The 25,350-nt window shown below is 33.5% G+C and carries 30 protein-coding genes; 7 read left to right on the top strand and 23 right to left on the bottom strand.

From position 1 onward, the window contains the following. Positions 1 to 5: 5 nt before the first annotated feature. The 11 genes from fliF to MKX37_RS08135 form a co-directional block, all read right to left on the bottom strand. Positions 6 to 1,580, bottom strand: coding sequence for a flagellar basal-body MS-ring/collar protein FliF (fliF, locus tag MKX37_RS08185; RefSeq protein ID WP_002086489.1), 1,575 nt, complete (start codon positions 1,578 to 1,580; stop codon positions 6 to 8). A 22-nt stretch (positions 1,581 to 1,602) separates the two neighbouring features. Further along, entirely contained in the window at positions 1,603 to 1,902 is a 300-nt protein-coding gene (gene fliE / locus MKX37_RS08180; RefSeq protein WP_002064631.1) for a flagellar hook-basal body complex protein FliE, read from the bottom strand. A gap of 17 nt (positions 1,903 to 1,919) precedes the next feature. Next, positions 1,920 to 2,333 carry a flagellar basal body rod protein FlgC gene (flgC, locus tag MKX37_RS08175; RefSeq protein WP_063226105.1) on the bottom strand — a complete coding sequence of 138 codons (414 nt, stop codon included), beginning with the start codon at positions 2,331 to 2,333 and terminating at the stop codon, positions 1,920 to 1,922. A 20-nt stretch (positions 2,334 to 2,353) separates the two neighbouring features. After that, positions 2,354 to 2,839 (bottom strand): flagellar basal body rod protein FlgB, encoded by a 486-nt coding sequence (flgB, locus tag MKX37_RS08170; protein WP_002064629.1) that lies wholly within the window; start codon positions 2,837 to 2,839, stop codon positions 2,354 to 2,356. 344 nt (positions 2,840 to 3,183) lie between these two features. Continuing rightward, on the bottom strand, positions 3,184 to 3,456 hold the full coding sequence (locus MKX37_RS08165) for a hypothetical protein (RefSeq protein ID WP_002086494.1): 273 nt from the start codon (positions 3,454 to 3,456) through the stop codon (positions 3,184 to 3,186). After that, a complete protein-coding gene (locus tag MKX37_RS08160; RefSeq protein ID WP_002168741.1) occupies positions 3,446 to 3,814 on the bottom strand; it encodes a flagellar export chaperone FliS in 369 nt (122 codons plus the stop codon). Before MKX37_RS08160 ends, MKX37_RS08165 begins: the two co-directional genes overlap by 11 nt. Positions 3,815 to 3,836: 22 nt before the next feature. Then, positions 3,837 to 5,216: a flagellar hook-associated protein 2 gene (locus tag MKX37_RS08155; RefSeq protein ID WP_063226106.1), complete on the bottom strand. Its 1,380-nt coding sequence runs from the start codon at positions 5,214 to 5,216 to the stop codon at positions 3,837 to 3,839. 19 nt (positions 5,217 to 5,235) lie between these two features. Next, positions 5,236 to 6,099 (bottom strand): flagellar hook-associated protein 3, encoded by an 864-nt coding sequence (locus MKX37_RS08150; protein ID WP_002030927.1) that lies wholly within the window; start codon positions 6,097 to 6,099, stop codon positions 5,236 to 5,238. A 305-nt stretch (positions 6,100 to 6,404) separates the two neighbouring features. Then, complete coding sequence (gene flgK, locus MKX37_RS08145; RefSeq protein WP_078421950.1) at positions 6,405 to 7,703, bottom strand: flagellar hook-associated protein FlgK; 1,299 nt, start codon at positions 7,701 to 7,703, stop codon at positions 6,405 to 6,407. Positions 7,704 to 7,720: 17 nt separating this feature from the next. Further along, the gene (locus MKX37_RS08140; RefSeq protein ID WP_078421951.1) at positions 7,721 to 8,173 is read right to left on the bottom strand and encodes a hypothetical protein; all 453 of its coding nucleotides are present in this window, start codon (positions 8,171 to 8,173) and stop codon (positions 7,721 to 7,723) included. Positions 8,174 to 8,188: 15 nt separating this feature from the next. Further along, positions 8,189 to 8,653 carry a YaaR family protein gene (locus tag MKX37_RS08135; protein ID WP_002086502.1) on the bottom strand — a complete coding sequence of 155 codons (465 nt, stop codon included), beginning with the start codon at positions 8,651 to 8,653 and terminating at the stop codon, positions 8,189 to 8,191. Between the two features lie 143 nt (positions 8,654 to 8,796). On the opposite strand from MKX37_RS08135, the gene MKX37_RS08130 reads away from it, so the two are divergent. Together MKX37_RS08130 and MKX37_RS08125 are read left to right on the top strand one after the other, a co-directional pair. Next, a complete protein-coding gene (locus MKX37_RS08130; RefSeq protein WP_002086503.1) occupies positions 8,797 to 9,294 on the top strand; it encodes a flagellar motor switch protein FliG in 498 nt (165 codons plus the stop codon). 39 nt (positions 9,295 to 9,333) lie between these two features. Then, entirely contained in the window at positions 9,334 to 10,116 is a 783-nt protein-coding gene (locus MKX37_RS08125; protein WP_002086504.1) for a CheR family methyltransferase, read from the top strand. Positions 10,117 to 10,154: 38 nt separating this feature from the next. Here MKX37_RS08125 and MKX37_RS08120 read toward each other — a convergent pair whose 3' ends face one another. The 7 genes from MKX37_RS08120 to MKX37_RS08090 all read right to left on the bottom strand — a co-directional run bounded on the left by MKX37_RS08120 (position 10,155) and on the right by MKX37_RS08090 (position 18,300). Then, entirely contained in the window at positions 10,155 to 10,871 is a 717-nt protein-coding gene (locus tag MKX37_RS08120; protein WP_078421952.1) for a hypothetical protein, read from the bottom strand. A 27-nt stretch (positions 10,872 to 10,898) separates the two neighbouring features. Continuing rightward, positions 10,899 to 12,263 (bottom strand): transglycosylase, encoded by a 1,365-nt coding sequence (locus MKX37_RS08115; protein WP_078421953.1) that lies wholly within the window; start codon positions 12,261 to 12,263, stop codon positions 10,899 to 10,901. A gap of 29 nt (positions 12,264 to 12,292) precedes the next feature. Next, the gene (locus MKX37_RS08110) at positions 12,293 to 13,939 is read right to left on the bottom strand and encodes a flagellar motor switch protein (RefSeq protein ID WP_078421954.1); all 1,647 of its coding nucleotides are present in this window, start codon (positions 13,937 to 13,939) and stop codon (positions 12,293 to 12,295) included. Positions 13,940 to 14,147: 208 nt separating this feature from the next. Further along, positions 14,148 to 16,118 (bottom strand): chemotaxis protein CheA, encoded by a 1,971-nt coding sequence (locus MKX37_RS08105; RefSeq protein ID WP_078421955.1) that lies wholly within the window; start codon positions 16,116 to 16,118, stop codon positions 14,148 to 14,150. Between the two features lie 129 nt (positions 16,119 to 16,247). Next, positions 16,248 to 16,616 carry a response regulator gene (locus tag MKX37_RS08100; RefSeq protein WP_000940577.1) on the bottom strand — a complete coding sequence of 123 codons (369 nt, stop codon included), beginning with the start codon at positions 16,614 to 16,616 and terminating at the stop codon, positions 16,248 to 16,250. A gap of 150 nt (positions 16,617 to 16,766) precedes the next feature. Beyond that, positions 16,767 to 17,444, bottom strand: a complete 678-nt coding sequence (locus tag MKX37_RS08095; RefSeq protein WP_002126559.1) for an OmpA family protein — start codon at positions 17,442 to 17,444, stop codon at positions 16,767 to 16,769. 22 nt (positions 17,445 to 17,466) lie between these two features. Next, entirely contained in the window at positions 17,467 to 18,300 is an 834-nt protein-coding gene (locus MKX37_RS08090) for a flagellar motor protein MotP (protein ID WP_002012069.1), read from the bottom strand. A gap of 172 nt (positions 18,301 to 18,472) precedes the next feature. Between MKX37_RS08090 and MKX37_RS08085 the strand changes: the two genes are divergently transcribed. Further along, the gene (locus MKX37_RS08085; RefSeq protein WP_078421956.1) at positions 18,473 to 19,075 is read left to right on the top strand and encodes an HD domain-containing protein; all 603 of its coding nucleotides are present in this window, start codon (positions 18,473 to 18,475) and stop codon (positions 19,073 to 19,075) included. 38 nt (positions 19,076 to 19,113) lie between these two features. On the opposite strand, the gene hfq is transcribed toward MKX37_RS08085, so the two are convergent. Both hfq and MKX37_RS08075 read right to left on the bottom strand, forming a co-directional pair. Further along, the gene (gene hfq, locus MKX37_RS08080; protein ID WP_002012071.1) at positions 19,114 to 19,302 is read right to left on the bottom strand and encodes an RNA chaperone Hfq; all 189 of its coding nucleotides are present in this window, start codon (positions 19,300 to 19,302) and stop codon (positions 19,114 to 19,116) included. 55 nt (positions 19,303 to 19,357) lie between these two features. Then, positions 19,358 to 19,576, bottom strand: a complete 219-nt coding sequence (locus MKX37_RS08075) for an aspartyl-phosphate phosphatase Spo0E family protein (protein ID WP_002141097.1) — start codon at positions 19,574 to 19,576, stop codon at positions 19,358 to 19,360. Positions 19,577 to 19,880: 304 nt separating this feature from the next. On the opposite strand from MKX37_RS08075, the gene MKX37_RS08070 reads away from it, so the two are divergent. The 4 genes from MKX37_RS08070 to MKX37_RS08055 all read left to right on the top strand — a co-directional run bounded on the left by MKX37_RS08070 (position 19,881) and on the right by MKX37_RS08055 (position 22,865). Beyond that, positions 19,881 to 19,997 (top strand): YjcZ family sporulation protein, encoded by a 117-nt coding sequence (locus tag MKX37_RS08070; protein WP_000007805.1) that lies wholly within the window; start codon positions 19,881 to 19,883, stop codon positions 19,995 to 19,997. Between the two features lie 192 nt (positions 19,998 to 20,189). Continuing rightward, positions 20,190 to 20,657, top strand: coding sequence for a VOC family protein (locus tag MKX37_RS08065; protein WP_078421957.1), 468 nt, complete (start codon positions 20,190 to 20,192; stop codon positions 20,655 to 20,657). Between the two features lie 5 nt (positions 20,658 to 20,662). Continuing rightward, positions 20,663 to 21,889 (top strand): MFS transporter, encoded by a 1,227-nt coding sequence (locus MKX37_RS08060; RefSeq protein ID WP_002126548.1) that lies wholly within the window; start codon positions 20,663 to 20,665, stop codon positions 21,887 to 21,889. Between the two features lie 247 nt (positions 21,890 to 22,136). After that, the gene (locus MKX37_RS08055) at positions 22,137 to 22,865 is read left to right on the top strand and encodes a sulfite exporter TauE/SafE family protein (protein ID WP_078421958.1); all 729 of its coding nucleotides are present in this window, start codon (positions 22,137 to 22,139) and stop codon (positions 22,863 to 22,865) included. A 224-nt stretch (positions 22,866 to 23,089) separates the two neighbouring features. On the opposite strand, the gene MKX37_RS08050 is transcribed toward MKX37_RS08055, so the two are convergent. The 3 genes from MKX37_RS08050 to nfsA all read right to left on the bottom strand — a co-directional run bounded on the left by MKX37_RS08050 (position 23,090) and on the right by nfsA (position 25,199). After that, entirely contained in the window at positions 23,090 to 23,701 is a 612-nt protein-coding gene (locus MKX37_RS08050) for a PH domain-containing protein (protein ID WP_078178010.1), read from the bottom strand. A 1-nt stretch (position 23,702) separates the two neighbouring features. Beyond that, positions 23,703 to 24,182 carry a sigma-70 family RNA polymerase sigma factor gene (locus MKX37_RS08045; protein ID WP_078178009.1) on the bottom strand — a complete coding sequence of 160 codons (480 nt, stop codon included), beginning with the start codon at positions 24,180 to 24,182 and terminating at the stop codon, positions 23,703 to 23,705. Positions 24,183 to 24,464: 282 nt separating this feature from the next. Further along, complete coding sequence (nfsA, locus tag MKX37_RS08040) at positions 24,465 to 25,199, bottom strand: oxygen-insensitive NADPH nitroreductase (protein WP_050000286.1); 735 nt, start codon at positions 25,197 to 25,199, stop codon at positions 24,465 to 24,467. Positions 25,200 to 25,350 lie beyond the last annotated feature (151 nt).

Raw genomic sequence — 25,350 nt, 5'->3', positions numbered from 1 at the left:
CTCCCTTACTGTCCGTTTAACCATTTTTTAATTACTTTTGCAGTACCTTCTACATGCTCTTTCGTAGCTTCCTGCACTTGATCATCTAATGTAGGTTCTGATGGTTCTACCGGTTCTGGCTTTGGCTCTGGTACTATTTTTTCTTCAGGAATTTCCAGGATACTTTCACTACTAGCAGCAATTTCTTCTTCTGCTAAGTATTCTTCATATTCCTCTTCTTCTCTCTTTTTCTTACGTCTTGCTAAGAAGAACCATACTAGGCCAATTATTGCTAGCAAGCCAGCTGTAATTCCACCGAATAACCACCAGTTCATACCACTTTTTTCTGGCTCTTTCTCTTTTTCAACTTTCGGCTGGTCGAACTGAACAGTTACAACGTTAACTTGACCGTTTGTAAAGTTTCCATTCGGATCAGCTTGAAGTCCAGCTGCTGTGCCAATCGCTTCTTTAAATGTTGTCATATCAATTTTTCGTTTTACTAACGTATCGTTATCTACCCATACAACAACATTTGTTTTTGTTAATTCCGGATGTTTCTTAATTGTTTCAACTGTTTTATCTATTTCATAGTTTTCAATTTTGTTACCATTTTTATTATCGTAGACAACTTTACCGTTTTGATTATTGTTCGTACCGTAGTTCGGCACTTCACCGTTCGCTGTAATACCCGCACCTTGCTTCGTATCTGCTCCTTCTTGCGCAGTAGAACTTTCCTCTTGCTCTTGTTTACTGCGAAGTACACCTTTATCGCCATATTTTTCTGACTGACGTGTAACTTCATCGTAGTTTACAGACACTTTCGTATTCACTTTATATTCATTTGATTTAAACATCGTCATTAACGTTGCGTCAATATCTTGCTTTAATTTACCTTCAATTTGATGCTGCATCTCTACTTCTTTTTCATAAGAAGAGGAACTGTTAGAATGCGCTTCATCTGTTCCTTTTGAGATGATACCTTTTTTACTATCAATAACACTTACTTCTTCTGCTTTCACGCCAGGAACTGCCGCACTAATCATTTGCTGTATACCAGCAACTTGATCAGCTGTTAATAATTGTCCACGTTTCACACCAACAGTAATTGCCGCTGTCCCTTTCGCTTTTTCCTCATCAAAAATTGTTTCTTTTTCAGGTAATGTAATTTGCACATTTGCCGTTTCAACTGTCGCGAAGTTTCGTACAATATCTTGCTCCAATTGCTTTTTCGTGCCGACAATCTGCTTCATTTTCTTATCTTGTTCACTTGAACCGAGTGAGCTTTCTAATAAAATTTCCTCACCGCTTTTTGAATTAAACGGCAAGCCCATTCCATTCATTTCTTTTCGAACCCATGGAGCATCGTTCTTTTGCACTCGAATCGAACCATCGGCTGCTAATTGGTAATCAACACCTAGCTTCGATAATTCTGCTGTAATCTCTTGCTTATCTGTATCATTTAAATTTTGATATACAACAACATATTTATCTGGCAAGGTGAAGTATAAAAGTGCTCCTGTTGCAATCGCTAAAAGCGCAGCACCAATCACTAACTTATGCCACGTTTTCAGCGATTGGAAAACATTTTTTATCTTTTCCATTTAAATACACCCGTCCATTTTCCTAAATTTGCATATTAATTAGTGACTTATAATTTTCAATAAGATTATCGCGTACGAGAGCAGCTGTTTTCATTTGTGATTCAGCTTTCTTCTGCTGAATTAAAACGTCATGCGTTTCTCCTACCCCTTTTGTCAGTAAATCATATACTGCTGTTTGGGCATTATTTTGCGTTTGATTCATATCTTCCAATAAATCAATAAACTTTTTGCCTTCAACTACAGATGTTTCTGAAGTTTTCTGTGTGCCAATCGGCTGAATCGCTCCAAATGGCTGTGTATTTAACATTGGTTGAATTTTCATATTGCCCCTCTTCCCTCTTATCCTCGGCCGATTTCTAAATCTTTATCGAGCATTTTTTTGTTCGCATTTAATACACTTGTATTTGCTTCATACATTTTTTGAGCAACCATTACATTCGTCATCTCAGCTGTCACATCAACGTTCGGATAACGTACATATCCTTCTTCATTTGCATGCGGATGCGTCGGATCATACACAAGATTTTCATTTCGATCCGCTTCAATACTTTTTATTTTCACTCCGTTAGTAGGAGCTCCATCTAGCATACTTGCAAAACTATTATTTGATTCTAATACTACACTTCGACGGTGATACGGCTCTGCACCCGGTGCTCCCGTCGTATTTGCATTTACGATATTGTTAGAAGTAACTTCCATCCATTTTCTCGCTGTAGTTAGCCCTGAACCACTTGCATTAATTGCCTGAAACATCTTTGTCTCTCCTTTTACTATTAACGTCCACGTGCTGCTTGGTTAATAGCGTATTGCGTATTAATTGCATTAATTGAAACACCGTATAATTGGTTTGTTTTCATTAAATCTAGCATTTCTGTCGTTACATCAACACTGTTTCCATCTTTATTCGTTTGCATTGATTTCGTTTGAATCTTTGCGTATGTATTTTTCGTATTTGCTGTCGGTAAGTGCATTACATTCGTTTGATATAAATCTGGATTACTCTTTAAATCCGCAGCATTTTTTTTGTATAATGCACTGCTCATATTCATTTTCTCAGCAAATGTTACATCTTGTGCTTTATAGCCAGGTGTATTCGCATTTGCAATATTACTAGAAACGGTATTTCGCTTCGTTACTAAATAGTTCATATAATGACTTACATCACTAACTAAATCTGGCATATTCCACACCCTTCCTTTTCCATCATGCTCGTTTAGCGCATGATCATCCACTGATGGAAGTTTCACTTTATTATTCATTTTCCTATATGTATTTATTTATTAAAATATTATCTATTTTGTACCCTTACATATTTTATTCCATTTTTCCATTGTTGTCTTTAGAAAAATACAAAAATATAAAAAAGAATATAAAAAACTGTATACGCGTAGTAATCCATGTAACATTTTGATATATAAACAATAAAAAAAGAGCCTCCATACACTTCTCTCCATAAAATAAAGACATCTTATTTTTCATTGTTTGGATTATTACCATTCTTTTTATTACAGTCATAAAGTGAAACCTCAATCAGCGGAACGCCTTATTCAAACAATGGAATGGATCCCCTTTTAAAAGGGGTATCCATTTCCATACTTTCCTATTAAAATTTACCGTAAAACGAATTCGCTTTCATTCGTCCATCATTTGTCATAATCATTTCTTCCAAAATCTTTTGCTTATCTCGAATATGCTGTGCTGCCTTAATTATTAATGGACTCACTTCCGCTGCAACATCTGCACGCGTCTCTTCATCCAATGTCATCATCCAGCGATTTAACATTGCACTCTTCTCAGCAAATTCCCCATCTGATACTTGCAATTCTCCGATTTCATTAAAACAGCCGACAAACGCTCGATAAATATCATTGTTCATTTTCAAGTGCTCCGCGGTAACCGTCTATTAAATCTTGTAACACTTTCACAATTGCATCGATGTCTTTTGCTTCACGCGTTACTTTCATCGTTTGAATTTGAATGCTAATCCAATCATATAAACCAAATAGACTATCATATAAATCTTTCGTAATCTCAGGATTTAATTGAAGCTTTAATTCTTCAAAAATACGTTCTAGCTTTTCAAGAAGCACATCTCCTTCTTGGAGTTTAAAAGTATTTAAAAGTTCTTCTAAATTACGAAACTCTACAATACATCTTTCATAAATAAAAATTGTATTTTTAATCGGATTACTCGTCATAATATCATTTTGCATATAACGTTGCCATGCTTGCATACAATCACTTCCTTAACTTTCATTAATCATCACTTTTTTGTTTTGTCATTGCTTTAATAGTTTTCAATTGGCTATCAAGCTCCGCTAGTGTACTTTCTAGTTTTTGATACTTCTTCACGATTTCATCTTGTTTTTGCAGATTTTGTGTTTCAATATCTTTAATCTTTTTATCTAAATCACTTACACGAGAATCGATGTTTTTTACTCGCTCTCCAACTACACCTTTATCACCAAATAGTTTATCAAGTGGCTCTTCCATCATCTTCCCTAAACCGTTAGAACCAAAGAAAAATTGCTTCGCTGCATCCGGCTTGTCTTTTAACGCTTTTGTTAATTGTTCATCATTAACTTCCATCGTCCCGTCTTGCTTTAATTGAATTCCAAATGAAAACAAATAATTACCGTCTTGAGAAAATGTTACGACATTATTCATCGCTTGACGTACACTTTGCATAATAGCTTGACCTTGGAAAGCTCCACCTTTTCCAGCAAAAATATCTATTGTAGAAACAGCTTTATTATAATCAGCCACCATCTTTTTAATAATATTTGATGCGTCTGTTACATTTGAATCACTTACTGTAAACTTCAGATCTATACCTTTTGCTTTTGGATCTGTTGTTGTACCTGCATCTGGTGTTCCTTCTGCTTTTGACTCCGTCACTTTTAGTAATTCAATTTTCACACCAGGAAGAGCTTCAATTGTATTGGTAGAACTTTTACCTGGGATACCGTTTATACTATATATGGCATTTTGCGCTTCATTAATTGTATTGACTGCTGTGCCATCCGCCTTAGCTAAACCAATATCTTGAAACAGTGTAGATGTGTTCTCCTTAAAATTAATTTCTCCATCTGTTCCTTCTTTTTTCGAGGACATAAAAATTTTATCTCCAAGTGTATAAGCCGATACGCCATAATCTCCATCATTAATTTTATTTATTAAATCTTTATATGTCATATCAGTTGTTACTTTTAGATCTTTACCGCCTAGTTTTAATGTTTCATCTTTAGGAAGTTTTGCATTTATATCAGTAATAGGATTAGAAGCTATTTGATGACGCTGTGCAAGCTGTGTAATCGTCATATTAAAAGTTCCTGCAATCGCGCCACCATCAGCTTTTACATTAATATAACCGTCTTGTGTTGTTGTAACTTTTTTCTCATTCCCTTTAAAAGCCGCTAAGTTTTTAAAAGTTTGTGTGAAAGAACTAAATTCTGATTTTAAGCTTGTATATAATAGTTTATCTTGTGAAAGTTGGTTCTTTTCATTAGTATATGGTGTTTTTCTCATATCTAACGCTTGCATTTCTAATTCTACAAAGTTAGAAGTATCGATCATATTATTTCCGAGGTTCCAAATCTGTTGTCTACCACCAATACCTGTTAACGTCCCTGCCATATTTCTCACTCCTTATTGTTTACATATAATCTAAAATACTCGTTTTACTCATCGTGCTAACTGCTTTAAGCGTTGCTTCATAAGTTGCATTAATATACGCTAGGTCTGAAATTGCTACCGCTAAATCAACATCTTCAATTTCTTTACGATTTTCTTGAAGCGCTAAATTTTGCTCGCTTAAAATTGTTTTAAACGTCTCCATCGTGTTCATAGTTGAACCCACTTCAGTTGTACGGTTAATGACGCTATCTAAGTTTTTCTTATTTTCTCCTAATAACGGTTGCAAAGCTTTTTGATCACCGTTATTCAGTGCTTCACTCATCTGTTTTAACGTTTTTATAACTGGGGATAATAATTCTTCTCCGTTACGAAATGCTTTTAATTGATAACCGTCATTTAGTTGCCAGTTCACATCATTTTTTCCACCTTGATACGTACCATCTTCTGTAAATGGAGCTTGTTCAGCACTATCCCCACCGAAAATATAACGGCCTTGCTCTTTCGTATTCGCTAAATATACAACTTGTTTTAAAATTTGATCAATCTCTGCACCGATTGCCTTCAATTCTTTTTCACTATTCGTCCCATTTAGCGCTTGTACTGTTAATTGATCCGCTCTTGTTAAAGATTTAAAAACACCTTGTAATGTATTTTCAGTTTGTGTTAATACATTTTTCGAATCCGCTAAATCTTTTTGCATTTGTTCAATATTTGCTAACGAATGCTGAATCGCAAATGATTTACTTGCCGCAAGTGGGTCTTCGCTCATAAAAAGATTTTTCTTACCTGAAGTTACTTGATTTCGATGATATTGCTGTTGCACATTCAAATCCATCATCTGATTCTTTGCCCAGTTTGCATTTTGAAATGTAGATACTCTCATCTTTACCTTCTCCTTTATCTATATTTGAATTAGTGCGGGGAAGCAACCACAACTATATACGGCTCTCTGCTTCTACACTACGACGGATACTCTCTTTCCTCATAAAAGAGAGCTTTGTCATTTTTATTTAACAAGAGGGCGATGCATTCACTAAACATGGCTTTCCTCTTAGCTAACTTACCCTTCAACCATCTCATATCTCTGGTCTCACATCGATTGGGCCACTAATAGGCACTGACCGTCTCTACCCTTCGCGGGTCCTCTCTCCAACCATAAAAGAAAGATGGGTTCGCTTTTATTACTCATTATCTAATAATCGAAAACAAACTATCAAACACTTCATTCATCGTCGTAATAGCTTTAGAGTTTGCGACAAAATATTTTTGGAAAGCCATTAAATTAACCATTTCTTCTTCCATATTTACGCCTTCAATACTCATTTTTTCTTGTTGAATACCTTCTAATAAATCTTTATGAATATTTTGATAAGCATTCACTGCACTTTTATCAGAAGCTACACCAACTATAAATTGGTCTAATGCTTGTTTATAAGAAAGACCTTCTTTATAATCTCCCTCTGTAATTCCTGCTAGTTTATTTGCTGTTTCAGCAGAGATTTTCATTTTCGAAACATCTTTTGCGAATTCAGGGTTTAACTGAATATCTTTCGCATGATCTCCAACGAAGAAATCTTTTCCCATCACTGTATTCACTTGACCTTTTACAGAACTCATTAATTCTTCAAGGTTTTTCTTATAACTAACAATCTTCCCTTTCGTATCTATTGCTGATTGAATGGCTCCACCTGTTAAAGGAATATCCGATCCATAAATCGCAACAGACATTGGTTCTTTTTCTTTATTTAATTGAAGTGGATATGTATCTTGTCCATTTACTGTTAAAACACCATTCATTCTAACACTCGCGATATTAGGATTCATAGATTCATAAGATACTTCAATATTGGCATACTTAGACATCTCTGTAACGATGCGATCACGTTCGTCTAATAGTTGATTAGGTACTTGTGTCCCTGCTTGTCCAATTTTTTTATTCGCCTCTGCTAAACTAGCACCAAGACGATTAAATTCATTCACATGTGCTTCAATATCTTCTGTCGTCTGTGCTTCTGCTGTATCTAAGTTTTTCGCAAGACGATTTATCTGACTTGTGAACTTCCCAGTTTCAGAAACTAATGTATCGTAGTAGTTTGGTTGTTCTGGATTTTTTGCAACTTCACGAAAAGCATTGAAGAATCCATCCATTAAACTAGATAATGAATTTTTCCCTGTCGTTCCTACCATAGACTCTACTCGTGATAAAGTAGAATTCATATATGCGTAGTAAGAGAACTGTGACAACTGATCATTAAATTGCTTCGTTTTCACTTCATCTGTAATACGGTCAACTCCTAATGTTTGTACACCATAACCGATTCTCTGTTCAGGCGTATGACCGTTACTTGCTCCAACAGATCCGTAATTTACCATTTGACGAACATAACCCGGCGTATGAATGTTAGATAAGTTTTGTTTTGTCGTTTGTAATCCCATTTGGGCCGCTAGCATACCAGATAACGGCGTATTATAATCAGATAATCTCATAATGCTTCACTTCTCCTTTACAATAGTTCATTCATAAAGATTTGCGAATTATTGTTTTTCTCCAAATTGTATTCAGAAACGGAATCCACAATACTTTCTGTAGTTTTTAATAGTACGTTTAAGTAATATTGATTTTTCAAAAGAATCATTTTTACATTTTCTTCTAATTCATTTACACTTTTTTGTAATTCTTCCATTTTTTCATTTTCTTCCTGTGAAAAATACGAAAATAGCGAACGCATACGCAGCGGTTCAACTTGTTTTTCTTTACAAAGCTGAACAACCATTTCCTCAAAAGATCGCGATAATCCTTTAACACCTTCTATGTACTGCAATTGCTCTACTTGCAACTTTTGAACTGCATTTACATTTTTATTTTTTAAATTCTCATATATTTGTTCCCCAAGCGTTTGAATATTTTCATATGCCTTTTGAATAATAACGAGCTTTTCATATAATTGTATGTACATATAGCTTCCTTTCCTTTACAAGACTAAATTTACAATCAAACCATGAATTTCTCCAATTTGATTTAACATTTCTAAATGCCCTGTTTTCGTATTAATTAAATTCATAACATCTTCTAACTCAGTTAATCCCATTTCAGCTTGTTTTACGATCGTCATTTTCTGCGAATATCCGTAACGCGGATGACGAGACATAACATCTTTATACTGCAATACGTTATCAACGTAAAAATTCAAAAATGATTTTACAGTATTTTTGTATTCCATTACATTATCGAGCGTTAACTCTAATTCGATTTTCTCTTTAATTTCTCCAATGTTATCAACAAGTGCTTCCATTTGTTCTAACAATTTATCTTTTTTCGGATCTGCATGCAAATTATCCGAAAAAGCAAGTCCTGTCCTGACATTTGCTTCTTTCGGCATTTGAGTAGCAGGCGGTATATGCGATAAAATTGGATTATGCGAGATAGAACGCAGCATATATATCACCTATTTATTTTTTTATTTCCTTCCAAACTTAATCGTAAAATCCAGTTATTTATAATTATACTCTGTACAATGATATTTTGCAGTTATTTTTTATAGAAGATATGTTACAATTTAGCATGAGGTGGCACAAATCTATGAATATTTTTCTTTGTGGTTCAAATCAATTAACAGCATTAGATCAGGAAGAAATAAAAAAATTTTTAATTGACTATGCTCACAAACATAAAATTTACATATTATGTTATAAATCTATTGAAAATGAAGTTCTTCGTTTTTTCATTGAAAATGAAAGGCTCGCTCAAAATTTATGCCTTTACACACTGCAACCGTTACATGTATTAACAGACGAATTTCAAGAAGTCGTTGATTATTTAAAAAAACACGGAGCAGAGTATATTGCTTTTGATCATCCTTCCGACTCCATTTATCGATCAGATTATATGTTTTTTGTAAAGCAAATTATCGAAGATACCGATTTAGTTCTCTGTTTTTATAACGGAGATAAACATACGTCTGTCATTCCCGTTGACGTTGCAAAAGAAGCAGGAATTGATGCTGTTATTTATGATTTACCAGGCTTACATGAAAAGCAGCTGAAAAAAAGCTTTGAACAAAAAATTCGTATGATGTAAAGGGGGAGGCACAATATCGTTATTGTGCCTATTGTAAATATGATAACTGAACAAGATTATAATCAATTTGTCGTAAGTTTTAAACAGCACTTTAATATGGATATCGCTTCCTATAAGCAAGATAGAATGCGCCGAAGAATCGACGCTTTCATTTCGAGAAAAGGTTTTGAAAATTACACAAATTTTTTAAATAATTTACGCACCGATCAAACGTTATTTTTAAGTTTTATTGACTATATTACAATTAACGTATCAGAGTTTTTCAGAAATAAAGAGCGCTGGCAAACGTTAGAGACGAAAGCTCTACCAAAGCTACTTGAACAAAATAACGGTAAATTAAAAATTTGGAGTGCTGCTTGCGCTGCCGGTGAAGAACCATATACACTTTCTTTAATATTATCGAAGCATCTAGCTCCGTTTCGTTATGACATTCAAGCAACGGATCTTGATTTTCATGTTTTAGCAACTGCAAAACGTGGTCAATATACAGAACGCTCTTTGAAAGAATTACCTAATGATTTAAAACAACGTCATTTCACAAAAGAAGATGATACATATATATTGCATCAAAATATTAAACAGCAAGTTACATTTAAACAACATGATTTATTAATGCAGACATTTGATACGAACTACGATTTAATCATTTGTCGAAATGTAATGATTTACTTTACAGAAGAAGCAAGAATAAAGCTTTATGAAAAGTTTAGTCGTTCTTTACGAAAAGGCGGCGTACTATTCGTTGGTAGCACAGAACAAATTTTAACACCCGAACGCTACAATCTTCAGCGCTTTGATACATTCTTTTACGAAAAAGTATAAAAGAAGGTCGTCATAATTAAAATGACGACCTTTTTTTATTATATAATACGAATCAATATGATACCTATAACCCACATGAAGAGAAATAGAGCCGTAACAGACCATTTATGCTCTTGAATCGTATGTTTCAACGCATGAGATAATTGCGTCATATTCATTTCTGCAAGTGCTCTCCACACGCTCACATCACGTTCTTTAGAAATACGATCCGTACCGCTAATTAAAATTGTTTCGTTAGACAATTTTGTCATGTAAGCTGTAATAACTGTTATCATTAAATTCGTATTTCCTTCTGATGTATCTTGTTCCACTCTAGAAATGAGCGCACTTACATCAAGTAACGGAATATGCACTTTTCTTCCAAACGAAAGCTGCACTTCAGCGAAATCATACGTTCCGTCTAATAACGGAACTCCCTTTATATGAGCTTGTTTAATAAGCCCCTGCAAACTTTTAACAATTTGTTCATATATTTTTTCCGATTGCTTTCCTTCCTCAGACAACATATGTAGCTTTGAAAACAACTGCAACACCGTATCCATTTCCTTAGAAAGCATTTCTTTTACAATCTTTCCATCACCTAAACTTGCAAGCAAAATCCCTATTTCATTGTTTTTCGAAATGATTTTGGGCTGCCCAGTAAACACAAGGTTACTCCGCTTTCGTTCTTTCTGAATTTCATGTTCTGAAATAGCTGCAGGCTGTTTTAATGGTTGTAGCGTCTTATTTTGAATTGTCGTACGTTTAATTTCCATTTAAGCGCCTCCACTACTATCAAATTATTAGCCCCATTCTTTATTACTCTTTAAAACTAAAAACAGTACAAATAATCCTGACATAACAGCAAACACATTAGAAGCCTGTACTCCCTGCTCACTTTTTTCCTCTTTCTTTTCTTGTTGTTCTTCTATTTTCTCTTTCTTTTTAGAAACGACTTGATTGTCATTTCCGCTTTTTTTCTCTTTATGAACCTTCACATTATTTACTTCCTTGTTGTCTGTTAACGACTCTTTTATAACGTAGTTGATTTCCTCTTTTTCTTTCAACGGCTCTTTTATATAAGAGTTCACTTTCTCTTCTTGCTTTCGAATTTGAACAACTGGAAGTTTTTCTTCTGGAAGCGGCATCTCTATTTTCGGATCTTCCTTCTTCTCAATTTCTTTCTTATCCTCTACTTCATTTTGATTCTCTTGCTCTTCTATCTTTTCATCATCTTTCACTTTTTGTTCGATGATAGAAACGATATATTCACTCTCTGTCACAAGTTTGTTACCTGCCCCATCTGTTACTTCCACAATAAGTTGATGCGGCCCAACAGGTAAAGCTTCTGTTATTTCAAATATTTTCTGCCAATCCATGTCGCGTTTATTATAGTCTAATAAAAAAGTAATATCGTTACCGTCTTCTTTTCCTTTTAATATAACGCGCACTTCTTTAACAACCGATTCTATATCTACCGTTTGTACTCGTATATGAACGGATTCTCCCTTTTTCCGTTCAATTAAGTTCCCTTTTGCCTCATCAATACTAACTTTCTCTAACTTTGGCAATTCTTTATCTATAGTTGGTGCTTCATTGTTTATACGAATGAGCGGGACATTTAATTCGTTCTCTATTACTTCTTCCTTCTCATCTTCTTCATAGCTTTCAACGAGCCTAAGGTTCCAATCACCTTGTAAATCATATATTCCGGCCTTATAATTAGCGATCCATCGCTTCGTTTCTTCTTCATACTCAAAAGATATTATTCTCTCTTGTCTGTACTGCTCACCATTTTTTTGTAATTGTAATATGCCTTTTACACTTTGAATGTTTTTTTCATTTGATTCTACAGCAATCCGCACTTCTTCGCCAACCTTTAGCTCCTGCTTATTAACTGTAATAACCCCTCGGTCTGTTTCTATCGTTCTTTCTTCTTTTTTTTCTTTCCCTTGCTCATTTTCTACTGCTTTTTTTTCATCTTCAACCGAGGGCATTTCCACTTGTTCCGGCTGTTCCTGAACTTCTTTATTTTTTCCCTCTTGGTCATTCATTTCGCTTATATTTTGATCTTGTACACTTTTTTCTTCTGCCTGTCCTTGCGTTGGTAAAAATATACATATATGTAAAAATAGCCAACTAACTAGAAAAAACTTTACGTTTTTCATCTATTTGTTCAAACTCCTATTTTGACGCCTTATAGCGATTTCGTCACTTTTATTCCGAAAAACCCATCTACATTTACAAGTTCTCCATACGCCACTAATACATCGTTCACATAAATTTGAATCGGTTCATCAATATCTTCATCAAGTACGACCGCTTCATTTTCTTGTAGACTTAAAATATCTTGAATTGTTCTCACTGTACTTCCAAATACAAATTTAACATTCATTTCTACATTTTGTAGAATAGATGTATCCATATATACTGGCTCAACTTGCTTGACTTCTTTATATTCAATTGGCTGTACGACTGGTGCAGGAATTTCTTCCTCTTCAACAACTTCCTCAACTATTTCTTCTTGCTCTTCCACCATCGGATATAGAAGTCTTCTAACCATTTCTTTCGCTTCTGATATCGGTAGTATTTGATACATCTTTGATTGAAGGAGATCACCAATTTCAAGATTAAAAGTAATTTGAACGAGTTCGTCAACTGCCATCGACTCTCCCAAATATTCCATTTCTTCTTTTAAAGAAACAAATTTAACGTCTGGTGGTGTCATATCCATTTTTTCTTTAAACATTTCTGACATCGCTGTTGCAGCATGCCCCATCATTTGGTTCATAATTTCTTTAATGCCACTTAACTCTAATTCACTTAGTTCTTTCTCCGGATCAATTTCACCCGTTCCCATCATCATTAAATCTACCATTGTTAAAGCAACATCTTTCGTAAATACGAATACATTCTCATTTTTTAGTCCTTCAACAAAATCGACATTTAAAATAACAAACGGAACCGGTACTCCTTCATAATGACGAACATTAATCGCCTCTACATTTGGTGTACTAATAGTGACAGGCTGATTTAAAAGCGTCGATAGTACTGTTGAAGCCGAACCGATTGAAATATTCGCAATTTCACCAAGCACATCTTTCTCTTCTTGTGTTAATTGCTCTTTTTCTACATGCTCTTCTAAAATCTCAGTTTCCTGCACTTCCGCCGGCTCATCTATCTCTTCTTCCACACCACCAGATAATTGTAACAATTTATTTATCATTCGCTTCGCATGTTCAACTGAAACAACCTGTACAAGCTGAGAATTCACAAGATTATCTATTTTTAATTCAAACGATACTTTAACAACCATATTATTCCCATTAATACCAGAAATCTTCTCCATCTCTTCTGTAAGTTGCACAACTTTAATTGTTGGCGGAGACATGTCTACCGTATCTTGGAAGAATTCTGACATAGATGTTGCTGCGAATCCCATCATTTGATTCATAGCTTCTTGTACTGCACTTAGCTCTAATTCACCAAGCTCTTTTCCCTCTTCAACTTCACCTGTTCCCATCATCATTAAATCAGCAATAGATAAAGCAACATCTTGTTGAAGAACAAGAAGATTTTCCATATCTAATCCTTTTGTGAAATGGATATTTAATACAACATGTGGAATTTCAACATCACTTGTATCATATAAATCTACCAATTCTACTTGAGGAGCAGTAATACTTACTTGCCTATTTAAAATTGTTGATAATACAGTCGAAGCTGAACCAAATGATATATTAGCGATTTCACCAAGAATATCGCATTCTTGAGGCGTTAAATGTTCATTTTCTTTTTCTAGCACAATTGTGCCAGTATCCCCTTTTGTGTGTTGCTCAGGCATTTTTCCTGCCTCCTCATTTTTGTTTTTCTATCAAATGATTTAAACTCTCTATTACACTCGTTATATTTTACCAAACTTATCATCCGAATTGTGAACATGTATTTATTTCCACAATATGTGTAAACGACGGTTTTCATATACTTATATTATTAGTTCTACCCAAAAAGCTCCCCAATTGTATACAAGTGGGGAGCTTCCTTCATTCCTATTATAAACCTTCTGGGTTTAAAATGAGGACCACTCGTCCATCACCGAGAATTGTCGCACCAGAGAAATAGTTAGAGCTCTCTGCAAAGAAATCACCTAATGACTTTAAAACTATTTCTCTTTGACCGATAATTGTGTTTACGATAAGTCCATAGCTACGATGTGTATTACGAACAATTAACACAGGAACCATTTGACTATCATATGATGCGAACGCCTCATCTACTGTTTTTTCACCAAATACAGTACTTAAATGTTTCACTTCAATAATTTGATTGCGATAGTTTAAAACGTCTTTCCCTTGTAACGATTGTATGTCTTCTTTCTTAATTCGAATGGCTTCAGCAATATTGCCAAGAGGCAAGGCATAACGCTTATCATTTGTTTGAACAAGCATTGATTGAATAATAGACAATGTTAAAGGAAGTTCAATTCTGAATGTACTTCCTTTTCCTTCTTCAGAATCAATAATTAAATGCCCACCTAAACTATGAATCGTATGTTTAACAACATCTAATCCAACCCCACGTCCAGAAAGGTCAGATACAACTTCCGCTGTACTAAATCCCGGTTGGAAGATAAGATCAAAAACTTCACGATCCGTTAATTTATTTGCCTCTGATTCCGTTACAACACCATTTTTTATCGCTTTTTCTAATACTTTTCCTTTATGAATACCATTTCCATCATCAGTAATTTGAATTACGACATGATTTCCACTATGAAACGCCTCTAATTTAATAGTACCTGTCTCATTTTTCCCGGCATCACGTCGGTTTTCGACAGTTTCAATACCATGATCAATTGCATTACGAATTAAATGAACGAGTGGATCACCAATTTCGTCAATAACAATTTTATCAACTTCAGTATCTTCACCTTTAATTTGTAAATCGATTTTTTTACCTAAATCTTTCGCTAACATACGTACCATACGCGGAAAACGATTGAAGACCGTTTCAATCGGTACCATACGCATATTTAATAATACATTTTGGATATCTTTTGAAATATCCCCTAATCGATTTAAATGCTCGATTAACTCTTTATTTTGAATCGTTTCTGCTAATTCATCAATTCGTCCACGCTCAATTACACTTTCTTCAAACATATTCATTAATCTTTCGATTTTTTCTAACTGAACACGAATAGAACGATTCTCTACTTTAGCATTTTTCGTTTTTGTAGTACTTTTAGCCGGTGTAGTACTAGCTGTTGGAGTTCGTGCCTCTAGAGATGGATCCAGCTGCGTTGCTGCAATAGATTGTACGATTCCTTCTTCAGCTATATTTCCTTGCTTCACTTCTACTTTCTCAATTTCAGAAACGTGAAGCACCACCTGTTTCAATTCTTCAACACTACGATCAGTATCCATATATACTGTAAACTCAAATCCAAAAGCATCCGCTTCGATTTCTTCAATGCTTGGAACCGTTTTTTGTATATCCCCTACATTTTGTAATGCTTCAATACACATAATGGCACGTACTGCTTTTAAAATGGCTTGTTGTTCGACGGTTATATATACTTCATGTGAAACTGTATCATCATTGTTTATACTACTTTGCTCTACTTGTTCCATAGAAACTTCTACATTCCCATTTAATAATGCTTCTAATTTATGCTTTGTAGATACAACATCAATATTACCCATTCCGCCCTGCTGCACATCTGTAACCATCTTTTCTAAATTATCAATGCACTCAAAAATAACATCAATAATATTAGCATTCACCATCATGTTTCCATGACGGATTTCGTCTAAAACATTTTCCATCTTATGAGTTAAATCTGCCATTTCCGCAAATTCCATACTCGCAGACATACCTTTAAATGTATGAGCTGAGCGGAATATTTCCCCTACAACACCCATATCGGCAGGATTCTGTTCTAAATTTAGCACATTTTCATTTAGCGACTGTAAATGTTCTTCTGCTTCTTCAAAAAATATATTTAATAGATCTGTTTGCATTTTAATCCCCTACCTGTCCAACAAACATTTCATTTATGTATAACAATTTAGTGTTTTATAACGAGAAAAAAAGGGGCCACACGTCTATCCGCTATCATTGATTTGATTCTTTGTGGCACCCCTTCTATATTAGCTATTTGCTACTTTTGTTAAAGCTTCGATAACACGATCGGCTTGGAATGGCTTTACAATAAAGTCTTTTGCCCCGCCTTTAATTGCATCTAATACCATACCTTGTTGTCCCATTGCAGAACAAATAACAACCTTTGCACTCGAATCAATTTTCATAATTTCTTTTAATGCTTCAAGTCCGTCCATTTCTGGCATAGTAATATCTAGTGTTACAATATCAGGTTGAAGTTCTTTATACTTTTGAATCGCTTCTACCCCATTCTCTGCTTCACCGATAACTTCAAATTCTGAATTACTTTTTAATAAGTTTTTAATCATTGTTCGCATAAACATCGCATCGTCTACAACTAAAATTTTATGTGCCATTCTTTTTGGTTCTCTCCCTCTATGTATAAATATATCTTAATATTTTACCTTATCATTCTCACTCATTATACAAAATAAAACGAGAAAATTTAATATTTTTTTAAAAGAATTTCTGTATTTTTATTATTTTATTAATAAAATGGAAATATATTATTCTTTAATATATATTACAACGCGCCGGTTTTTCTCCCAATTTTGCGGTGAATCATTTGATGCTACTGGTTTTGTGTCCGCATATCCTACCGCTGCTAATCGTTTATCATCTACATTATACACTTCAATTAAGTGGTGAATCATATTAGCTGCTCGTGCTGAAGATAATTCCCAGTTGGAAGGAAATTTTTCATTATGAATCGGTCTACTATCTGTATGTCCTTCTACAACAATTGGGTTTGGTACCGATTGAAAGAACCCTACTAATTGACTAATTACTTCTTTTGCTTCCGGCTTAACATTCGCATCACCTGTATCGAATATTAAGTTATCTACTATAACGACGCTAACACCTGTATCTTCTCGATATACATTCACTTGACTAACACCATTATTATCTACATATGCTTTTAACTTTTTATACAATTCATCCATTCGTTTTTTTGAAACTGCTTTTTCATCATTTTTTTCATGTGAAATATCTGGTATTGTACCTTCCATTACTTTCGCATCCACTTGTTCTGCATCACTAAACTTTTCAAGCATCTTCGATAATTTTACTGTATCTTGTTTTGATGTAGCAACTAATAGTACAAAAAAAGTCAATAACAACATCGTTAAATCAGTAAAAGTCGTCATCCAACGAGGCGATCCTTTTTGCGGTCGTTTTATCATCACCATACCACTCCTTGAAATATTAGGCTGCTCGTTTTTCTTTTTTTATCTTCGTTTCATATACGTATGTATCAAGTTTTAACTTTAACTTAGAAGGAATTTGTCCTCGGTAAAGCTCTGTGATTGCTTCTATTACAAACTTCTTCTCTGTATACAAATCTTCAATGCCACGATACACTTTTTCAGATAACGGTATTGCAATCATGTTTGCAATAACAGATCCATACAATGTCGTCAACATAGCAACTGCCATTCCTGTACCAATTTGCGATGTATCTTGCAAGTTTTGAAGCATAATAATAAGACCAATTAAAGTTCCTATCATACCCCACGCTGGAGCGAAATCACCAATCTTATCTAATAATGTTGCTCCTTTTCTTAACTCATATACTTCTGTTTCAACATCTCTCATTAATACTTCTTTTAATTCTGCTTCATCATATCCACTTAACATTAAACGAATCCCCTTTTGAATAAAAGGATTGTCTACTTGCTCTCCATCAACTTCTAACGAGAGTAAACCATGTTTTTTAGACTTCTTTGAAAAATCAACGAACAAATCCGTTAACTGTTCTAGATTTTCCTCTCTTCTATGTAAAACAGTAAAAATACTTTTCGTATATTTTTTTATTTCTCCAAATCTATATGCCACAATAATTGTCGCTGTTGTTCCCCCTATAACGATCAAAATAGATGAAACATCTAAGAAATTTTTAAAAGCTTTTATTCCACCACCGCCAAGCATGATCGCTGCAATTAAAATAACGAAACCTACTACAATGCCAAAGGGGCTAGAAATATCAAACTTCCTTTTTTTCCTTTGTGGTCTAGCTAATCCTTGATTTTCGTCTCCCATGTTCCTGCCCTTCCTTTTTCGTTTTCGTAAAACATTTTTTTATTTTAATAATGCGTTTTCACATATAACAATCATTATACGCGTATCATCTATTTATCGCAATATACTCATTAAATTGACACATTTCATTTCTATATTAGAATTATAGTATGGAAATATGAGGAGGATCACGATGGAACATAACATTTTACAAGTCATTGCATTAGCAGAAAAACTAAAATATGAAATGCGACATAGTTGGCTTTCTAACGGACGTCAAGAAAGTGTTGCTGAACATACGTGGCGTATGTCCCTAATGGCTATCTTAGTTGAGCCTTATTTGGATCAAAAAGTAAATTTAGAAAAATTACTTAAAATGGTTATTATTCATGACCTTGTCGAAGCAGAAGCTGGTGATATTCCTGCCTTTGATACGATGAATAGCCGTGAATTACAATTACAAAAACAGAAAAATGAGCTAGAGGCCATTTTAAATATTAAACGTACACTAGAAGGTCCTCTCGGCGTGGAATTATACGATTTATGGATGGAGTTCGAAGCGAAAGAAACGTATGAAGCAAAAGTTGCTAATGCACTTGATAAACTTGAAGTAAAAATTCAGCATAACGAAGCTGATATTGATACTTGGCTACCAATTGAGCATAAAATGACTTTCCAAGTTGGTAAACATACAGATTTTGACTCTTTCTTATCTAGATTACAAAAAATCATTGAACAAGACGGAGAAAAAAAATTACTAGCTGCTGGCATTGACGTTGAAGCATGTAAACAATAACCATTTAATTATGAAATAAGACACTCAAAATGAGTGTCTTATTTCATAATTGTTGATATTGCCTGCTTATAAATAAGTTGTTGCTTTCCATCTACTAATATTAATACTGTAAATCTATCTACTCCAACTACTTCCCCTACTATTCTTACTCCGCTCTTTAAAAATATAGTAACTGCACCTTTTTCTTCTTTTATTTGTTTATACAACTCTTCTTGTAAATGTTCCAATAACTGTTCTCTCCTTTATCAGTAAATAATCCTAATATAAAAAATTAAAGATTAATCACTTACATACTTTGCCTTTTATATTCATAAACTTATTAATTAGTATATCTAAATCTCGACTAAATAACAAAACTTTATCATGATCTAATCCATGCCTAGCAACAAGTTGAATTAACTCTTTCTTTTTGTGTTCTATTTTATTGTGTAATTGTCCCATCTCCATCTCTATACTAAAACTCCCTTTTCCCATAATATTACTTGTAAAATTATAGTACATTTCCACTCATAAAAAAATAAAAAAATGGCTTTTTTTACAAATTTTATATTTATGAAAAGAAATTTTAATGTAATTGTAAGTTACATACCCCTTTCATTTGCAATACATTCACCTAGTATACACTTCCATATTGTTTTACCATTTTAAAAAAAGCGCTATGAAACAAAGTAAATATCACATTTAAATCCGATCACAGGCTCTTGTCTAATTAGAAGTAAGACTTGCTCCTTTTCTAAATAAAAACATATCTTATAAAGTAATCCATTAGTTATATAGATTAATTTCCTAAAAAGGAGGAAAAAACATGAGCTTTGGTGGTAGTTGCGCTGGTTTCGGCGGTGGATTTGCTTTACTCATCGTGCTATTCATCCTTCTAATCATTATCGGATGTAGCTGTTGGGGTGGCGGCGGAGGGTTTTAAATATAATACGTATCCTTTTCGCTAAACTCTAAATGAATGAAATAGGTTAACTAAAAACTATACGAAAACAGCTCATATTTGAGCTGTTTTTTCATACTTTCGTATGAATTTATGTCCATCTTTTTTGTGATTTCAACTAACAAGAAATCGTTTACTATGGAATAAGAAACATTTTTACTAAGGAGGATTACAATGATTAAGGGTCTTTATGAAGCACATTTACCTGTCTGTAATTTAGAAAATTCGATACCTTTTTATGAATCACTGGGGTTAAAATTATATAAAAGAGACAACGATATCGCCTTCTTTTGGATTGTAGAAAATGAAAGTTGGATTGGTCTTTGGGAAGGAAAAGAATACAAAGTCAATTATCATCCATCCTTACGACATATCGCTTTCCAAGTAAGCTTACACGATTTAGAAAACGCAATACACTGGCTCAAACAGAAAGGAATTCCAGCGCGAAAAGACTTTGGAATGGAGCCAATTGAGCCAATCGTTTTTCCAGAATTAGCACACGCCTCCGTATATTTTAACGATCATGATGGAAATAGTTTAGAATTCATTGCACAATTACCTGTTGGACTACCTAAAGCAGAGAAAATGTATTTAAGTGAATGGAAAAAGCATGTACAAACATCGCCAATAGATAGGGATTAATTTTTATGTCAGTGCAATCAGTTTCTTATTCCACACTTCTTAGAACAAATAAAAACTTTAAAAAACTATTTTATGGTCAAACATTAAGTGTACTTGGGGATTGGTTTCATACTGTCGCTTTATTAACACTCGTCTATAGCATAACAGAATCTTCATTTATGTTAGCACTCACCTTTATGAGCAAAGGGTTACCTCAACTTCTTCTGAGCCCATTCATAGGCGGAATTGTAGACCGTTTTTCAAAAAAGAAAATTATGATTTTTACCGATAGTTTACGAGGAATTATCGTCCTCACTTATTTATTAGCATTCTACAAAATTGAAATTATTTTCGTTTCTAACATATGCTTATCAGTACTCTCTTGCTTATTCGAGCCTGCTAAGCAATCAACTCTAAAAAATATCGTACATCAAAAGCATTTCGTAACCGCTAACTCTCTTTCTAGTACAATCAATGGTTTTATGTCTATTATGGGAGCTTCTTTAGGTGGGCTCATTGCACAATCTTTAAGTATCGAGATTGCCTTTTTTATTAATAGCCTATCATACTTTATTTCAGCCTATATTATTTATAAAATAAAGATCCCTTCTCGTGATACTTTTAGCAAGAAAAAAGCGTTTTTCACTGATATAAAAGATGGTTATACATACATATTACAAAGCAAAATTATTTTAACATTAATTCTTGTCGGCATTTCATGGGGCATTATTGGAGGTGCCTATCAGTTACTTCTAACAATCTATGCCGAAAGAATCTTCCACACTAACATTGGTATTTTATATGCGGTTCAAGGGGCTGGACTTATGATTGGCAGTCTCCTCGTTAATCTTTATATGTCTAAAAATGAAGACAAAATGAAAAGAGCATTTGGTTGGGCCTATTTACTACAAGGAATTTTCTTTCTCGGATTTATTCTATCCGATCAACTTATTATCGGTATCATTACATTACTCTGTATGCGTATAGCAGGAGGTATCATCGTTCCACTTGATACGACATTACTACAAACGTATACGCAAGAAAACATGATTGGTAAAGTTTTTTCATTTCATTATTCCATCTACGGATCGCTTATTCAGTTATCTATGTTTATTACAGGATGGTTTTTAGAAATCCTTTCTCCTCAAGTGATTGGTAGCTTGTTAGCTATATGCTGTATTTTTGTTAGTTTTATATGGCTTTTCTTGTTTTATCGCGGTGAGCTTGGTGAAGAATCTATTGATAATCAATAGATTCTTCACCAAATTTTATTTGATCTCATTTATTAGCGCTGCGTAACAATACAATTATTTGAAAATGTCAACTATATTCGTTAATGGGCCCTATACGTGAATGCTATTTGAGAAGAAACTAAGTATTTATGTTAAAATAAAAGTAAACTTGTGAAACATTGCACTTATGCTATAGGCTCAAAATAGCTAAATTCGATTTTCATGGTATTAAAATATTTATTGTATTTGATTAAATAGGAGGGCTATTTTGGAGATTATATTAAGTTTCATATGTATTATATTGGTGGCTTCTGTTTTGCAAACAAGTACAGGTTTTGGCTTTTCCATAATGGCAACACCTTTTTTACTAATGTTATTCTTACCACAAGAAGCTATACAAATTAATATTATTTTATCATTAGTTATTTCAATATCACTCATTTGGAAAATAAGAATGGACATTGACTTTATTCTACTGAAAAGGTTAACTATTGGAAGTATAGTTGGTGTACCTTTTGGTATTTTACTCTTCATTTCCATTAATATAAACGCTTTTAAATTAGCAATTAGCATCCTGCTCTTACTATTAACATTGATGCTAATATGCAACTTTAAGGTTAAACCAACACCATTTAGAGATTTTATAGTTGGTGGATTATCAGGGCTTTTAACGACCAGTATCGGTATGCCAGGACCACCCCTGTTACTTTACTTTACAGGAACTGATACGAAAAAAGAGAAGTTGAGAGCAACTACTTTAGCTTTTTATCTATTTATATATTTCATTAGTCTACTAACTCAAATACTCTTTACTGGCACAAACAAAACAATTTGGGAATCAAGTTTTTATGCTATTCCAATCGTATTTCTAGGTTTGTATATAGGTCAAATTATTTTCAAATGGCTTAATCAACGGATTTTCAAAATATTTACGTATATCCTTTTAAGTTGCACGGGGGGGGGGTATCTTCTTATTGAAAGTTTGAACTTGTTATAGAGGGTGCTTTAGATAGTGCACAATAATAGATAGGTTCAAACGAAATTATTGTTGTATTTTTAAGTACGGTGCAGTATTTCACTCCAAAAATAAAATAACTTTATTTTCAGTTTACAAGTACTAATCCACTAGTAATTCTTTCATAAGTACATCATTTGAAAACTACAAGATCCTTTTAATACTAATTAAACGATAAAAAGCGGCTATTATGCCGCTTTTTATTTTTATATTAAATATGGTAAAGCTAGAAGGCTACCCATTGCTATTACAAATACACTAAAGAAAATCATCCAACCTTTTTCTAAATCTGTATACTTTCCTACTTTTACTCCGCGTTTTTTTAACTCCATAATAATCATTGCAATTTCATGTGCATACGCAACACTTCCAAATTGTATATAATTGTTATTATATTTAATCTCAAAGACATTTTTCATTTTTTTATGTTGCGAAATGGATTGTATATCCTCTATTGGCATACTATGTTCATTTGTCTTTTTAAAATAGCAATCTAACCCTTTCATTATCACTCTTTTATTCGTTAAAACGATATAATAATAAAAGGTAGCTCCTGCGTATAATATATTCGGTATGACTTTACTATTTACCATACATCCTTCGTCTACTAACAGTTCCTTCTCGATTTCTTCATCAGCTTGTAATTCGTTGCGAATTGATTCTTCTAACATTTGTACAGTTAATTTTTTTAATAGTTCTCCATTTCTTACATAATACTTATCTATATTTATAGAATCATTCGCTTCTTTCTCTAAACGTATAATTTCTTCTTCTGAATATTGGAGCTCATTTAACATCGATAATAATCTTTTATCCATATTACACACTCCCTTTCCATAGTTTTTGAAGTTTTTTCTTTCCACGAGAAATTCGATTGTATATATAGTCAGCCGTTACTTTTAATTCTTTCGCAATATCGTCAATGGAATACCCATCAATATACCTCTTTAAAAAGATATACCGATCCTTTGTATTTAAATCTTGTACGAGTTCCATAATCTCTTCTTCTTGTTCTATTTCATACCTATCATGGATACTTGTATCTATTTCTACGTCTTTATCGATTTTATTCTCTTTATATACTTTCTTTTTATATTCCAATGCCTTTAATTTAGTAATACCAATCATCCAAGATTTTAAGTTTCCCTTTTCTATATCAAATTGTTCGATATTAAACCAAATGATAGTAAATACATCATTATAACAATCATCCACATATTGTTTTTCAATAGGGGTACTTAATGATTTATGAATAATGTACAAAATTAATTTTCCATATTGATCAATTACTTCTTTCAAAGCATCTTAATCGCGTTTTTTCATAGCTATAATTAAATCCTCTTCAGAATCGAAAATCATAAACATCTTCCTTCCTCAGTTCCCCTTTAGCAGCTGCTTTTACTTACTATTGGCATTTCATTCTCATTTTCTATCACTTCTGTAAAAATTTATTAATTTTTATTTTCATTTTATATAATAACAAATAAAAACCGAAGTTGAGAAAGCGAGTCTCGCTTTCTTAGCTTCGGTTTTGCATGTGATGTTATAACTTAAGCTAACATCTCAGGTTTGCCTTTTTACTTATTTCTTATTTAATCCTTTTTCATTTAAAAACTCTTTCATATGCATTCTTTTCTCTTTGGACATAAATGAGCTCATTGATTCCGTCCATGTTACGTTTTTTTGATTTGACGATCTTTCTTTGTAATACCCACTCATCGTTTCATCATATTCGTTTAATAATTCATCATATTTCTTTTCATCGTATCCATTTTCATGAAGAATGGCCGCTACCGGTAAACGCGGCTTAACTCCATGCTCTTCATTTGGTACGCCCACTGTCATTCCGAATACCGGATATACTTTATCCGGTAAATAAAGCAATTCACTCACTTCTTTCGGGTTATTACGAATTCCGCCAATATAACAAATGCCGTATCCTAATGATTCAGCTGCAAGTGCTAAGTTTTGTGCAAATAATGAGGCATCTACTGTTGCTACAATAAAGTCCTCTACTCCCTCATGTTTAATTTCTGTTCCATGTTTCTCACATGCAGTTTCTAGACGTTTTAAATCCGCACAGCATACAAAGAATGCTGCGCAGTCTTTCACATGACGATTCCCGGATAATTCAGCTAGTTTAACCTTTAGTTCCTGATCTGTTACATATATAAGAGAATACGCCTGTACAAAATGTGAGGAAGCTGCATGCTGCGCAGCTTGCACCATTCTTTCTACTATCTCTTTTGAAATTGGTTCTTCTTTATATTTACGAACTGAAACGTGTTGCTCCATTTTATGTATCATCTCATTCATAAAAACCACTCCTTTTTTCTCTTCATAATAAAAAATTAACATATCTTTTTCATTATTCACAACTTATAAGCAAAAAAAGAGCACTCCTTTGTGAGTTGCTCTTTTTTAAATACATATTAATATGGTAAATGAAATTATATCGACTTTACAC

Source organism: Bacillus sp. FSL R5-0709 (assembly GCF_038004785.1).
GTDB classification, from domain to species: Bacteria; Bacillota; Bacilli; order Bacillales; family Bacillaceae_G; genus Bacillus_A; species Bacillus_A mycoides.
Note: the sequence above shows the minus strand (reverse complement) of the source record. Positions and strands in the feature narration are given on the sequence as shown.

What these genes read in the sequence shown, in the direction of transcription:
- flgC (WP_063226105.1), bottom strand. Translation starts at nt 2,333, where the DNA reads ATGTTTCAGGCAATTAATGCAAGTGGTTCAGGGCTAACTACAGCGAGA.
- MKX37_RS08135 (WP_002086502.1), bottom strand. Translation starts at nt 8,653, where the DNA reads ATGCTGCGTTCTATCTCGCATAATCCAATTTTATCGCATATACCGCCT.
- nfsA (WP_050000286.1), bottom strand. Translation starts at nt 25,199, where the DNA reads ATGAATGAGATGATACATAAAATGGAGCAACACGTTTCAGTTCGTAAA.
- MKX37_RS08165 (WP_002086494.1), bottom strand. Translation starts at nt 3,456, where the DNA reads ATGAACAATGATATTTATCGAGCGTTTGTCGGCTGTTTTAATGAAATC.
- MKX37_RS08150 (WP_002030927.1), bottom strand. Translation starts at nt 6,099, where the DNA reads ATGAGAGTATCTACATTTCAAAATGCAAACTGGGCAAAGAATCAGATG.
- MKX37_RS08095 (WP_002126559.1), bottom strand. Translation starts at nt 17,444, where the DNA reads ATGATAAAACGACCGCAAAAAGGATCGCCTCGTTGGATGACGACTTTT.
- MKX37_RS08140 (WP_078421951.1), bottom strand. Translation starts at nt 8,173, where the DNA reads ATGTACATACAATTATATGAAAAGCTCGTTATTATTCAAAAGGCATAT.
- MKX37_RS08160 (WP_002168741.1), bottom strand. Translation starts at nt 3,814, where the DNA reads ATGCAAGCATGGCAACGTTATATGCAAAATGATATTATGACGAGTAAT.
- MKX37_RS08085 (WP_078421956.1), top strand. Translation starts at nt 18,473, where the DNA reads ATGGAACATAACATTTTACAAGTCATTGCATTAGCAGAAAAACTAAAA.
- fliE (WP_002064631.1), bottom strand. Translation starts at nt 1,902, where the DNA reads ATGAAAATTCAACCAATGTTAAATACACAGCCATTTGGAGCGATTCAG.
- MKX37_RS08070 (WP_000007805.1), top strand. Translation starts at nt 19,881, where the DNA reads ATGAGCTTTGGTGGTAGTTGCGCTGGTTTCGGCGGTGGATTTGCTTTA.
- MKX37_RS08065 (WP_078421957.1), top strand. Translation starts at nt 20,190, where the DNA reads ATGATTAAGGGTCTTTATGAAGCACATTTACCTGTCTGTAATTTAGAA.
- MKX37_RS08115 (WP_078421953.1), bottom strand. Translation starts at nt 12,263, where the DNA reads ATGAAAAACGTAAAGTTTTTTCTAGTTAGTTGGCTATTTTTACATATA.
- flgK (WP_078421950.1), bottom strand. Translation starts at nt 7,703, where the DNA reads ATGAGATTATCTGATTATAATACGCCGTTATCTGGTATGCTAGCGGCC.
- MKX37_RS08060 (WP_002126548.1), top strand. Translation starts at nt 20,663, where the DNA reads ATGTCAGTGCAATCAGTTTCTTATTCCACACTTCTTAGAACAAATAAA.
- MKX37_RS08110 (WP_078421954.1), bottom strand. Translation starts at nt 13,939, where the DNA reads ATGCCTGAGCAACACACAAAAGGGGATACTGGCACAATTGTGCTAGAA.
- flgB (WP_002064629.1), bottom strand. Translation starts at nt 2,839, where the DNA reads ATGAATAATAAAGTGAAACTTCCATCAGTGGATGATCATGCGCTAAAC.
- MKX37_RS08105 (WP_078421955.1), bottom strand. Translation starts at nt 16,118, where the DNA reads ATGCAAACAGATCTATTAAATATATTTTTTGAAGAAGCAGAAGAACAT.
- MKX37_RS08075 (WP_002141097.1), bottom strand. Translation starts at nt 19,576, where the DNA reads ATGTACTATAATTTTACAAGTAATATTATGGGAAAAGGGAGTTTTAGT.
- MKX37_RS08120 (WP_078421952.1), bottom strand. Translation starts at nt 10,871, where the DNA reads ATGGAAATTAAACGTACGACAATTCAAAATAAGACGCTACAACCATTA.
- MKX37_RS08130 (WP_002086503.1), top strand. Translation starts at nt 8,797, where the DNA reads ATGAATATTTTTCTTTGTGGTTCAAATCAATTAACAGCATTAGATCAG.
- fliF (WP_002086489.1), bottom strand. Translation starts at nt 1,580, where the DNA reads ATGGAAAAGATAAAAAATGTTTTCCAATCGCTGAAAACGTGGCATAAG.
- MKX37_RS08155 (WP_063226106.1), bottom strand. Translation starts at nt 5,216, where the DNA reads ATGGCAGGGACGTTAACAGGTATTGGTGGTAGACAACAGATTTGGAAC.
- MKX37_RS08090 (WP_002012069.1), bottom strand. Translation starts at nt 18,300, where the DNA reads ATGGGAGACGAAAATCAAGGATTAGCTAGACCACAAAGGAAAAAAAGG.
- MKX37_RS08100 (WP_000940577.1), bottom strand. Translation starts at nt 16,616, where the DNA reads ATGGCACATAAAATTTTAGTTGTAGACGATGCGATGTTTATGCGAACA.
- MKX37_RS08125 (WP_002086504.1), top strand. Translation starts at nt 9,334, where the DNA reads ATGATAACTGAACAAGATTATAATCAATTTGTCGTAAGTTTTAAACAG.
- MKX37_RS08050 (WP_078178010.1), bottom strand. Translation starts at nt 23,701, where the DNA reads ATGGATAAAAGATTATTATCGATGTTAAATGAGCTCCAATATTCAGAA.